We start from the raw sequence: 11,674 nt of genomic DNA, 5'->3' as shown, positions 1-11,674 counted from the left end.
TACTTGCAACCGCGCCCCGCACTGCCTATCAGTGATCAATGGCACATCCCATGCCCCAAAGGCTATCAGGAAAGAGCTGCATTGATTATGCCCTTCATCAAATATCTTATCGTCCTCCTGTTCCTGCTATTGGCCGCTCCGGTTCATGCGGGATGCACCGATGCCGCCCGGCCCGGGGCTTCATGGATCCGATGCTTCATGACCGGCAGCCAATATCAGGAGGTGGATATTAAAAATGCCATCCTGCGGGAAAGCACCTTTACGCGCTCCAATTTCACCGGGGCGGTGATGAGCGATGTGGATGCCCGCAATGCCAAATTCGTTTCCGCGATCATGCTGGGGGTGCGGCTTGATGGGGCGAACCTTGCCAATGCCGATTTCACCAAGGCGGATCTGAGCAAAGCCGATTTAAGCGGGGCCGATCTCAGGGGGGCGCGCCTTTATCAAACCATCCTGCGCGGGGCTGATTTGAGCGGGGCCCGGCTCGATGGGGCCGATCTTTATCAAACCGATTTTTCCGAAAGCCTGTGGGTGGATGGCACCACCCGCTGCGCCGAAGGCTCGATTGGTCGCTGCAAATAACGGCTTCTTTCCGCCGATCCATGAGGTTTCGGATGAAATGGTCCCAAAAACGATCGATCCTGAAGCTGCGCGGCGGCGCAAAGCGCCTTTTGGGACGGCTGCGCTTTGATCATTCCATCCTGTTTCTCCTCGCTTTGCTCACCGGTATTCTCGCAGGCTATGGGGCGATTGGCTTTCGGCTTTTGATCAATGGCTGGAGCCTTACCCTTTATGGCGCCGATGGCGATCATCTGATCAGCGGGCTGGCCTTGATGCCATGGTGGCAGATCATGCTGATCCCCGTGGCCGGAGGGTTTCTGGTGGCCGGGCTTTTGCGCTTTCTGATGCCCGAAAAACGCCCGCTGGGGGTGGCGGAGGTGATTGAAGCGGTGGCCCTGCGCGATGGCCGGATGCCCATCCGATCCGCCCTTGCCAATGCCTTTTCCAATGCCACGGCTTTGGGCTTTGGCGCATCGGTGGGGCGCGAAGGCCCGGTGGTGCATCTGGCAGCGGCTTTGGCTGCATTCATTGGGGATCGCCTGCATCTCACCCCGGCCATCACCCGCACCCTTATCGGCTGTGGGGTGGCCAGCGGTGTTGCGGCTTCGTTCAATGCGCCGATTGCGGGCGTGCTGTTTGCTTTGGAAGTGGTGGTCGGCCATTATGCCCTTCATGCCTTTGCGCCCATTGTTCTGGCCGGTGTGGCGGGCACCGTGGTCTCGCGCATCCATCTGGGTAATACCCCCGCCTTCACCTTGCCCGATCTGCAGATCATGTCTTTGTGGGAATTTCCCGCCTTCGGGGTTTTGGGGATCGTCTCGGCGCTTGTGGCCATCCTCTTCATGTTTCTCATCTTTAAAATGACCGATGCCCGGCAGGCGCTGCTTTCCCGCCCTCGGAAAACCCTCCCCGAATGGAGCTTGCCGCCCTTGGCCGGGCTTTGTGTGGGGATGGTGGCGATCTGGCTGCCCGAAATCATCGGCGTGGGCTATGAAGGGGCCGATCTGGCGCTCAAAGGCAGCTATGAACTCACTATCCTGCTGGTGCTTTTGGGGGGCAAAATCCTGCTCACGGCCCTGTGCTTTGCTGCCGGTTTCGGCACCGGGGTTTTTTCCCCATCCCTGTTCATCGGGGCCATGCTGGGGGGAGCTTTTGGCCTCGGCCTCGCGCAGGCTTTTCCCGGTCTGGTCTCTGATCCCGGGGTTTATGCGGTGGTGGGCATGGGGGCTTTTGCTTCGGCCATTTTAGGGGCACCGATGTCAACCATGCTGATCATTTTCGAGATGACCGGCGATTATGAGGTGACTTTGGCGGTGATGGTCGCCGCTGCCATTTCATCGATGATTACCCATTTTTCCTATGCGCCCTCTTTTTTCCTGAAGCAGCTTTTGCGCCGGGGGCTGAGTTTGGAAGCGGGCAAGGCATCCTATCTTCTGAAATCCACCGGCACCAAGGAAGTGATGCGCACGGAGGTGATTTCCGTCAAACCCCAGGCCAGCATATTCGAGGTTCGCCATGTTCTGATGGCTCAGGGCGGCGGCAAGCTGATGGTGACCGATGATGCTGGGGCGCTTTTGGGCATCATCTCCCTCTCTGATCTGCCTGATGAAGCCTTTGATCCCGAGCTTGATCATCTGGTGCGCGCAGCCGAGATTGTGCGCGCCAATCCGGCGGTGGTTTATGCCTTTGATAGTTTGGAACAAAGCCTTGGGCTTTTGGAGCGGACGGGCGAGCCGATCCTGCCGGTGCTGTCTGATCCCAATGATCGCATCCTGATCGGGCTTTTGCATCATGAGGATGTTTTGAAAGCCTATACCCGTGCTCTGCTCCACAGCCATGGCCAAGGTTGAGTTTAAGGCGCAGGTCCGCAAGGATAAGGCCGATGCGCTCTAGTCAAAAGCCCCGCAAATGATTACAAAGCCATCCATGAATTCTGATCCATTTGATTTTCAAGATGATGCGCCGTCTGGTGGAACCGGGGCCGCTTCTGGGGCCGCTTCTGGGGCCAATCCTGCTGGCGAGCCGCCATGGCTTTCGGGGCTCAATCCGGCCCAGCGCGATGCCGTTTTAAGCCTTTTGGGGCCGGTTCTGGTGCTCGCTGGCGCCGGCACCGGGAAAACCCGCGTGCTCACCACCCGCATTGCCCATCTGATCGCCACCGGCCATGCCCATCCCGGGGAAATTCTGGCTGTCACCTTTACCAACAAAGCCGCCCGGGAAATGCGTGAGCGGGTGGAGCATCTTTTGGGCCGCCCGGCCGCAGGCATGGCTTTGGGCACCTTTCATTCCATCTCTGCCCGCTGGCTGCGCCATTATGCCGAACGCGCCGGGCTCAAATCCAATTTCACCATCCTTGATAGCGATGATCAGATCCGCCTGCTCAAACAACTGATCCGGGCCGAGGATATCGACGAAAAACGCTGGCCCGCGCGGCTTTTGGCGGGGCTGATCGATCGCTGGAAAAACCGGGCGCTCACCCCACAAACCGTACCCCGAGCCGAAGCCATGAGCTTTGCCGAGGGCAAGGGCCTCAGCCTTTACCGGCAATATCAGGAGCGGCTTTTACAGATCAATGCCTGCGATTTTGGCGATCTGATCCTTCATATGATCACCCTGATGCAAAATCATCGGGATATTCTGGCCAGTATCCAGCGACGCGCGCGCTTTTTGCTGGTGGATGAGTATCAGGATACCAATGTGGCGCAATATCTGTGGCTGCGGCTTTTGGCGCAAAGGCCGGAGACTGAGCCCCGGCATATCTGCTGTGTGGGCGATGACGATCAATCCATCTATGGCTGGCGTGGCGCGGAAGTGGGCAATATCTTGCGCTTTGATCAGGATTTTCCGGGGGCCAAGGTGATCCGTCTGGAACAGAATTACCGCTCCACCGGGCATATTCTGGGGGCCGCTTCATCCCTGATCGCCGCCAATGCATCGCGCCTTGGCAAAAGCCTGTGGACCGAGGCGGGCGCGGGCGAAAAGATCGACCTGCGCGGGCTGTGGGATGCCAATGAAGAAGCCCGCACGGTGGGCGATCTGGTGGAAGATCGGCAAAGGCAGGGCGACCCTTTATCGGAGATGGCCATCCTGGTGCGCGCCGGTTTTCAAACCCGCGAATTTGAAGAGCGGATGATCACCCTTGGCATTCCTTATCGGGTGATCGGCGGGCCGCGCTTTTATGAGCGGGCGGAAATTCGCGATGCCCTTGCCTATCTGCGCCTTTTGGTGCAGCCCGATGATGATCTGGCTTTTGAACGCATCATCAATCTGCCCAAACGCGGGCTGGGCACGGCAGCCTTGCAGATGATCAACCGGCTGGCCCGGGCCGAGGGCACATCGATGAGCCGGGCCGCCGCTCAGCTTATCGGCAGCGAGGATCTGCGGCCACAGGCGCGGCGGGCGCTGGCGCATTTCCTTGAGGATTTCAAGCGCTGGCGCGAACAGATCGATCAGCTTGATCATCCGGGCCTGACCGAACTAATCTTGGAGGAATCGGGCATTGTGGAGATGTGGCAGAAGGATAAATCCCCCGATGCCAGCGGCCGCCTTGAAAACCTGCGCGAACTGGTGGGGGCGATGCGCGAATTCGACAGCCTCAACGGATTTTTGGAACATATCAGCCTGGTGATGGACAATCAGGAGGCTTCAGGCCTTGAAAAGCTGACGATCATGACCCTTCATGCCGCCAAGGGGCTGGAATTTGACACCGTGTTCCTGCCCGGCTGGGAAGAAGGGGTTTTTCCCAATCAACGCGCCATGGATGAAGGCGGGCTGAGCGCCCTTGAGGAAGAACGCCGCCTTGGCTATGTGGGGATCACCCGCGCCAAAAAGCGCGCGATCATCCTTTTTGCCGCCAATCGCCAGATTTTTGGCCAGTGGCAATCGAGCCTGCCATCCCGCTTCATCGAAGATCTCGACCCCCAGCATATCGAAGAGCATCTGCAACAGGGGCTTTATGGCCAATCGCGATCCCCGCGCATGGTGGGGGATCAAAGCTGGGACGGGGGCAAGGCCTGGGGCGGCTTTCAGGGCTATGATACCGAACCCGCCCGGGGGCCGGGCTGGGCGCGGGCGCAGGCCCATGGCGCGCGCCAAAATGTGGATGGCCGGGGCGACCGGGTGCGCCGATCCTCGCGCCGGGCCCATGGCTTGCAGGGCATGGGCTTGCAGGGCATAAACTCGCGAAAATCCGGCCATCCATCAGCCGATCAGGCTGCCGCACCCGCCTTCACCATAGGCGAGCGGGTGTTTCACGAAAAATTCGGCTATGGCGAGATCATCGAGATTTCGGGCCACAAGCTGCACATCGATTTTGAACATTCCGGGGTAAAGCATGTGCTCGACAGTTTTGTGACATCATCATGAGCGGCTGGAGAGTATGGATCACCGCCCCGCCCCATGCCGTGGCCGCGATTGAAGGGCTTTTTGAGGATGCCCTCATTCCCTTTGATGAAGAAGCGACCCTTTCCACCTTTGAAATCACCGAAGATCGCCTGTGGCAGATTGAAGCCTGCCTGCAAAAAAAGCCCGATCCGGCATCCTTGGAGGCCACGCTCAACCAATGGGCCGAGGATGAAGGCTTGGGGCTCGGCCCCTTGGTACTCGAGGCTTTGGAAGATCGGGATTGGGTGAGCGAAAGCCAGAAACTGCTGGCGCCGGTGATTGCCGGGCGAGTTTTGGTGCATGGCAGCCATGATCGCGCCAAACGCCGGGCCTTTGGCATCAATCTGCAGATCGAAGCGGGTCAGGCGTTCGGCACCGGTCAGCATGCCACCACCAAAGGCTGCCTTTTGATGCTGGATCAACTGGCCCGCCGCAGCCGCCGAAATCAAGCGGGCCACCCCCGCGCCCTGCTTGATCTGGGCTGTGGATCGGGGGTTCTGGCGATGGCCATGGCGCAGCTTTGGCGCAAAGGGGTGATGGCCAGCGATATCGATCCCATCGCCAGCCGCACCGCAGCAGAGAATGGCGCGATCAATCACCTGCGCCAAACCCGGCATCGCCGCGCCGGGCATGGGCTTCAGGTCATCACCGCGCCGGGAATGAAGCATCGCAGCCTGCGCCGGGCGGGGCCCTTTGATCTGGTGACCGCCAATATTCTGGCAGGCCCCCTGATCAGCATGGCCGCCGCCATCAGTGCGGGGATCGCCCCCGACGGGCGATTGATTTTAGCGGGATTGTTGCAATCGCAGGAAAAAGCCGTTTTGGCGGCCTATCGCGCCCGGGGTTTTCGGTTGGAGGGCCGCCTGCAAATCGCCGACTGGCCGAGCCTGCTGCTCAGAAAATCAAGATAGATTTTGACGTTAAGGGCTTAGGCGGCCTGCTGTTCGATCACCACCGGGCTTACGGGCACGGCGGCTTTGGCGGGCTTTGCGAACAGATGAATGTCGGCCGAAGGGGTCGCGCTCAACTGGCCATTTTCGATCAGATAATCAAAAAAACCATAGGAACGGCCAAACAGGCCATTGACCACAAGGCGGACATTTTCAGAAACGGTGTTAAACATGTGCGGTCCTTTCATCGGGTGAAACTGTGATGTTGCACCGCACATATGTGCCTTTGTCCCGGCCTTGAGTAGGTCAATTCAAAGCATTTCAGCTATGCGTTTAACGCATATGTCATGGGGGGCATCATCCCGATGAGGGCATAAAGCTTAGGGCGCAATCGCCTCTAAAAGATCGAGCCAACCCTGTTCATCCTTGATGTCAATGCCCAAGCTTTGGGCCTTTTTCAATTTCGAGCCCGCAGCCGTTCCGGCGATCACCAGATCGGTATTTTTAGATACAGACTCCACCACCTTCGCACCCAGGCTTTCTGCCCGGGCCTTGCATTCCGCCCGGCTCATTTGGGTCAGCGATCCCGTGAACACCAGCAGCTTTCCCTTGAGCGGGCTGTGGCCCGCCTGTTCCTTCAGGAGCTCTAGCGTAATCTGAGCGAGCAGAGCATCGATCACCTCCTGATTATGCTTTTCATGGAAAAAATCGATGATTGCCGTCGCCATTTTCTCCCCCACGCCATCAAGTGTCATGAGGGCTTCCATGGCCGATGCCCGCTCGCCTTCCAAAAGGCTGCGCATATCGCCAAAATCCGGCCAATGGCGGGCCAGCAGCCGGGCCGTGCTCTGCCCCACATGATGAATGCCCAAGGCATAGATGAAGCGATCCAGAACAACCGTGCGCCGCGCCTTGATGGCAGCAAACAGATTGGCCGCCGATTGCGCGCCCCAGCCCGGCATGGCTTCGATCTTCAAGGTTACATTGCGGGTTTCCAGCGTATAAATATCCGCCGGGGTTTCGATCAATCCCCCATCGAAAAAGGCCTTGATCTGCTTTTTTCCCAAGCCTTCGATATCCATCGCATCGCGGGAAACGAAATGGCGCAATCGCTCCACCCTTTGGGCGGGGCAGGTCAATCCGCCGGTGCAGCGGATCACCACATCATCGCCTTCGCGCCGGGCTTCGGCATGGCAGATCGGGCAATATGTGGGGATGGGGATGGCCTGCGTTTCATCGCGGGGGCCGCCCTCCACCACGGCGATGACTTTGGGGATCACATCCCCCGCCCTTTGGATCGTGACCCGATCCCCGATCCGCAGGCCCAATCTTTGGATTTCATCGCTATTATGAAGGCTGGCATTGCGGACCATCACACCGCCCACCGTCACCGGTTGCAGCTTTGCCACCGGGGTCAGCGCCCCGGTGCGCCCCACCTGCCATTCCACCGCCAAAAGGATGGTTTGCGCTTCTTCCGCCGGGAATTTATAGGCAATCGCCCAGCGCGGGCTGCGGCTGATAAAGCCCAAACGGCTTTGCAGATCAAGGCGATCCACCTTATAGACAACGCCATCGATATCATAATCAAGATCGGCGCGCAGGGCCGCCAATCGCCCATAATGGGCCATGATCGCCTGGAGATCGGGCAGGGTTTCGCTCTGTTCGCACACCGCAAAGCCCCAGGCCTTAAACTGCGTCAAAGCCTCGGATTGGGTGGCAAAGGGCCGATCGGAGAGTTCGCCCCAGCCATAGGCGAAAAAGCCCAAAGGCCGGGCTTTGGTCACGCTCGGGTCCAATTGCCGCACGGAGCCCGCCGCCGCATTGCGCGGATTGGCAAAGGCGGGCTTCCCCTCTTTGATCTGCCGGTCGTTCAGGGCCAGAAAATCTGCCTTGCCCATATAGATTTCGCCCCGGATCTCAAGGATCTCAGGGATGTGATCGCCTAGCAGTTTTTTGGGGATGGCCGTGATTTCATGAACATTGCGGGTAATATCCTCACCCACAGCGCCATCGCCCCGGGTAGCCCCCTGCACCAGAACGCCAGCTTCATAGCGCAGGCTGGCCGATAAGCCATCGATCTTCGGCTCGCCGGTAAAAACCAGCGCATCGCCCGCATCGAACATCAGAAAACGGCGGATCCGGGCGATGAAATCCTCAATGTCGCCGCTGTCAAAGGCATTGGCCAATGACAACATGGGCACGGCATGGATGACTTTGGAAAAGGCATCTGATGGCGCCGCCCCAACCCGCTTTGAGGGGCTATCATCGCGGATCAGATCGGGAAAGCGGGCCTCGATCTTTTCATTACGCTTCCGTAACTCATCATAGTCAGCATCTATTATCTCAGGTCTATGTTCGTGATAAAGCACATCATGGCGCGCGATCTCATCCGCCAGACGCGCCAGTTCATGCCGGGCCTGGTTTTCATCCAGCTTTTCAACCGGGATATGGGCGTAGGTGTCTTCAGTCATGTGATGGGCATCTCTTCAGGCGGATCGTTTCATCAGGCTGCTGGCGGCGGCCCGCGCCTCATCGGTGATGGCCGCGCCAGACAGCATCCGGGCGATTTCCTCGCGCCGGCTCTCGGGGTCAAGGGCGCGCACATCGGTCCGCATCTGACCGTCGTCCGCCGTGCCCGCTAAAGATTCCCTGATCTCGGATTTGCTGATCTGGAAATGGGTATCGCCCCGCGCCGCCACCTGCGGGGAATGGGTCACCACCAGCACCTGTGCCCGGGCCGCCAGCCGGGCCAGCCGTTCGCCCACGGCATCGGCGGTGGCCCCGCCAATACCACGATCCACCTCATCAAAAACAAGGCTATCGGCGCTCATCCGGCTGGCCAAAGCCACCTTCAAAGCCAGAATGAAGCGTGCCAATTCGCCCCCGGAGGCGATCTTGATCAAAGGCCCGAAAGGCGCGCCGGGATTGGTGGAAATGGCAAAGGCCACATGATCGCCGCCATGGCGCGCCCAATGATCCGGGGCCAGCGCGGTGATTTCGGTTTGAAATCGGGCCTTTTCAAGCTTTAAGGGCGGCAATTCCGCCATCACCGCCTGATCAAGCCGGGCAGCGGCTTCGCGGCGGGCAGCATGAAGGGCGGCCACCTGATCAGCAAAATCGGCCCGGGCCGCATCCCGCGCCCGGCGGCGATCCGCCAGATCATGCGCATTATCATCAAGAGATGCGATTGCAGCCGCCAATCGGTTTTGCAGATCGGGCAGATCATCGGGCGGGCATTTATGCTTGCGCCCCGCTGCCCGCAGAGCAAACAGCCGCTCTTCGGTTTGTTCAAGCCAATGGGGATCAAAATCGAGATCCGCCTCAACCCGACCAAGGGCGGCCATGCCCTCGGCAGCTTCCAAAGCAGCCCGATTAAGGGGGGCCAGCACCGGCTCCAATAGGGCCTGCGCCTCAACATCAAGACGTTCCAGCCGCCGCAAGGCCCCGCGCAATTGGGCTTCAAAGCCACTGTCGGCTGATAGCTCTTCACGGATTTCAGCCAATAAAACCGCAAGCTTTTCGCCCTGCATCATCTGTGCCCGGGCCATGGCCAGCCGCTCTTCCTCGCCCGGCTCGGGGGCCAAGGCTTGCAATTCGGCCAAGGCATGGCGCATAAAATCTTCATCCGCGCGCAAGGCGGCATGTTGGGCTTCGGCATCCGACAAGGCCGCTTCAGCCCGGCTCAAAGCATCATAAGACGCCGCCACAGCCTTCAACACCGCCCCATGGCCGCCAAAAGCATCGAGCAGATCGCGATGACCGGCGGCATCAAGCAGGCCCCGATCATCATGCTGGCCATGCACTTCGATCAGCAGATCGCCCAAAGCCCGCAATACCGCCACCGAAGTGGGCTGATCATTGACAAAAGCCCGGCTGCCGCCATCGGCATTGATCACCCGGCGCAGGATCAATAGATCATCTTCAAGAATGAAATCCTGATCATCCAGATAACGCCGGGCCGGATGGGATGCGTGCACCGCAAAGCTGGCGGTGACCGATCCGCGTTTGGCGCCCTGGCGCACCAAAGACGTTTCCGCCCGGGCACCGATGGCCAGCCCTAAGGAATCAAGGAGGATCGATTTGCCCGCGCCGGTTTCACCGGTCAGCACGGTCAAACCTTCATTAAAACCAAGCTCCAAGTGCTCGATAAGCACGATATCGCGAATGACAAGGCTGAGCAGCATGACCCCAGCCCCTTAACGCGCCCATTTCCAGGCCGGTGACAACAGGAAACAAAGGCCGGGGAACATGCTCAATTACCGAAAATGCGGGCAAAAAAGCTGCGGTTTTCTGTAGGCACATTGGGATCTTCGCCGGTAACCATGGCATAAGAACGCTTGTACCATTGGCTATTGGGAGCATTATGGCCCAGCACCGCAGCATATTTCTGAGCTTCTGTGGTTACACCCAAAGCGGTAAAGCATTCCACCATCCGGTGCAGCGCTTCGGGCACATGGCTGGTGGTGCCAAAGGCATCGAGCACATGCTGAAAACGACCCATCGCCGCCAGATATTGTTCCTGCTTCAGATAAAAGCGACCCACATCCATATCCTTGGCCGCCAATTGATCATAAACCAGATCAAGCTTTAAAGCCGCATCGCGGGCATATTCGCTTTCAGGATAGCGCCGCACCACTTCGGTGAGCGCCTGAGCCGCCTGTTCGGTGATCCGCTGATCGCGATAAACATCGGAAATCTGCTCATAATAGCTGATGCCAATCAGATAATGGGCATAAGCGGCATGGCTATTACCGGGATGCAAGGAGAGGAACCGCTCAGCCGCCAGAATGGCGCTGTCATATTCATCATCCATATAAAGCGCATAAGCACCCATAAGCTGGGATTGGCGCGCCCACACGGAATAGGGGTGTTGGCGTTCCACCTCGTCGAAAGCGCCCGCCGCTAACTTCCAGCGCTTTTTCTCAAGGCTCATATAGCCAAGATTATACAGCGTTTCCACATCGCGCGCGACATAGGTATCTTTATCTTTGCTGGAACAAGCCGATAGCCCAAATAGCAGCAGCAAACCCGCCACCAGAAACAGAGGGGGAGAAAGCCGGGAGGCACGCGCCATGGGCATCCATAAGGCTACACTTTTTGGCTGAATGTCTTTTCCTGAAAATCTCATCTATACATATCCACCGAGTTGTCATAACCTTGGCTGCACTACCATTGGTAATATTAAACATCCCGCAGGCAGCTATGTGCACCCGCTTATAACATATCGCACCGTAGCGCGGGGCAAATGTTTAATTGAAATAGCCATAACATCGGGGCGCTTTTTACGCAAAGCACAAAAGGCCGGGGCCCCATAAACTTGTAAAGCCGCTCTATGCGTATGAGGACGACATGATCATGAGACATGCGAACAAAAACGATGATCCATCGGATAAAAACAACCTGACCAGCCTTGCCAATCGTGTTGATCATCAGGTGGGGCTTTGTATCAAGACAAAGCGCCAGCAGCGTGGGGTAACCCAGCAGGAACTGGCGCAGGCTTTGGGCATTTCCTATCAGCAGGTACAGAAATATGAAAATGGCACCAATCGAATCACCGCTGGCCGCCTTTATATTCTGGCCCGGGCGCTGGGGCTTGAGGTTGCAGAATTTTTCTCCAGCATCGATCAATCCACAAGCCATCAGGCCCTGCCCATCACATCGGAAGATGTGGTTCTAACCGCGAAAGAGATCAACGCCCTGCGCGATCCCCGGGTGCGCAATTCCATCCGCTCATTGGTGCGCATTCTCAGCACCGAACCCCATGGCCCGCGTTAGAGCGATTTCGAGCGGAGTGGGATCACGACGCGGCAAGGAAATCGCGGTCAAACAGATATTGAGAG

General features: G+C 58.3%; 9 protein-coding genes. 5 read left to right on the top strand and 4 right to left on the bottom strand.

Translation table 11 applies throughout. The features are described 5' to 3' along the window. Window positions 1-87 precede the first annotated feature (87 nt). The 4 genes from QK300_RS03310 to QK300_RS03295 all read left to right on the top strand — a co-directional run bounded on the left by QK300_RS03310 (window position 88) and on the right by QK300_RS03295 (window position 5,855). The gene (locus QK300_RS03310; protein ID WP_281300426.1) at window positions 88-582 is read left to right on the top strand and encodes a pentapeptide repeat-containing protein; all 495 of its coding nucleotides are present in this window, start codon (window positions 88-90) and stop codon (window positions 580-582) included. A 32-nt stretch (window positions 583-614) separates the two neighbouring features. Next, the gene (locus tag QK300_RS03305; protein ID WP_281300427.1) at window positions 615-2,411 is read left to right on the top strand and encodes a chloride channel protein; all 1,797 of its coding nucleotides are present in this window, start codon (window positions 615-617) and stop codon (window positions 2,409-2,411) included. A gap of 76 nt (window positions 2,412-2,487) precedes the next feature. Further along, window positions 2,488-4,926: a UvrD-helicase domain-containing protein gene (locus QK300_RS03300; protein ID WP_281300428.1), complete on the top strand. Its 2,439-nt coding sequence runs from the start codon at window positions 2,488-2,490 to the stop codon at window positions 4,924-4,926. Then, window positions 4,923-5,855: a 50S ribosomal protein L11 methyltransferase gene (locus QK300_RS03295; protein ID WP_281300429.1), complete on the top strand. Its 933-nt coding sequence runs from the start codon at window positions 4,923-4,925 to the stop codon at window positions 5,853-5,855. Before QK300_RS03300 ends, QK300_RS03295 begins: the two co-directional genes overlap by 4 nt. A 17-nt stretch (window positions 5,856-5,872) precedes the next feature. On the opposite strand, the gene QK300_RS03290 is transcribed toward QK300_RS03295, so the two are convergent. The 4 genes from QK300_RS03290 to QK300_RS03275 form a co-directional block, all read right to left on the bottom strand. Next, window positions 5,873-6,067: a hypothetical protein gene (locus QK300_RS03290; RefSeq protein ID WP_281300430.1), complete on the bottom strand. Its 195-nt coding sequence runs from the start codon at window positions 6,065-6,067 to the stop codon at window positions 5,873-5,875. Between the two features lie 147 nt (window positions 6,068-6,214). Beyond that, window positions 6,215-8,305 carry an NAD-dependent DNA ligase LigA gene (gene ligA / locus QK300_RS03285; RefSeq protein ID WP_281300431.1) on the bottom strand — a complete coding sequence of 697 codons (2,091 nt, stop codon included), beginning with the start codon at window positions 8,303-8,305 and terminating at the stop codon, window positions 6,215-6,217. A gap of 15 nt (window positions 8,306-8,320) precedes the next feature. Continuing rightward, window positions 8,321-10,018 (bottom strand): DNA repair protein RecN, encoded by a 1,698-nt coding sequence (recN, locus tag QK300_RS03280; RefSeq protein ID WP_281300432.1) that lies wholly within the window; start codon window positions 10,016-10,018, stop codon window positions 8,321-8,323. A 68-nt stretch (window positions 10,019-10,086) separates the two neighbouring features. Then, window positions 10,087-10,908 carry an outer membrane protein assembly factor BamD gene (locus QK300_RS03275; protein WP_281300433.1) on the bottom strand — a complete coding sequence of 274 codons (822 nt, stop codon included), beginning with the start codon at window positions 10,906-10,908 and terminating at the stop codon, window positions 10,087-10,089. A gap of 281 nt (window positions 10,909-11,189) precedes the next feature. Here QK300_RS03275 and QK300_RS03270 point away from each other — a divergent pair, with 281 nt between their 5' ends. Beyond that, entirely contained in the window at window positions 11,190-11,609 is a 420-nt protein-coding gene (locus tag QK300_RS03270; protein ID WP_281300434.1) for a helix-turn-helix transcriptional regulator, read from the top strand. Window positions 11,610-11,674 lie beyond the last annotated feature (65 nt).

The organism is Iodidimonas sp. MBR-22 (assembly GCF_029946565.1).
GTDB lineage: Bacteria > Pseudomonadota > Alphaproteobacteria > Sphingomonadales > Rhodothalassiaceae > Iodidimonas > Iodidimonas nitroreducens.
The sequence above is the reverse complement of the archived record's forward strand: the minus strand, read 5'-3'. Positions and strand labels throughout refer to the sequence as shown.

Coding starts and splice junctions, on each gene's coding strand:
- QK300_RS03310 (WP_281300426.1), top strand. CDS start 88: ATGCCCTTCATCAAATATCTTATCGTCCTCCTGTTCCTGCTATTGGCC.
- QK300_RS03305 (WP_281300427.1), top strand. CDS start 615: ATGAAATGGTCCCAAAAACGATCGATCCTGAAGCTGCGCGGCGGCGCA.
- QK300_RS03300 (WP_281300428.1), top strand. CDS start 2,488: ATGAATTCTGATCCATTTGATTTTCAAGATGATGCGCCGTCTGGTGGA.
- QK300_RS03295 (WP_281300429.1), top strand. CDS start 4,923: ATGAGCGGCTGGAGAGTATGGATCACCGCCCCGCCCCATGCCGTGGCC.
- QK300_RS03290 (WP_281300430.1), bottom strand. CDS start 6,067: ATGTTTAACACCGTTTCTGAAAATGTCCGCCTTGTGGTCAATGGCCTG.
- ligA (WP_281300431.1), bottom strand. CDS start 8,305: ATGACTGAAGACACCTACGCCCATATCCCGGTTGAAAAGCTGGATGAA.
- recN (WP_281300432.1), bottom strand. CDS start 10,018: ATGCTGCTCAGCCTTGTCATTCGCGATATCGTGCTTATCGAGCACTTG.
- QK300_RS03275 (WP_281300433.1), bottom strand. CDS start 10,908: ATGGCGCGTGCCTCCCGGCTTTCTCCCCCTCTGTTTCTGGTGGCGGGT.
- QK300_RS03270 (WP_281300434.1), top strand. CDS start 11,190: ATGAGACATGCGAACAAAAACGATGATCCATCGGATAAAAACAACCTG.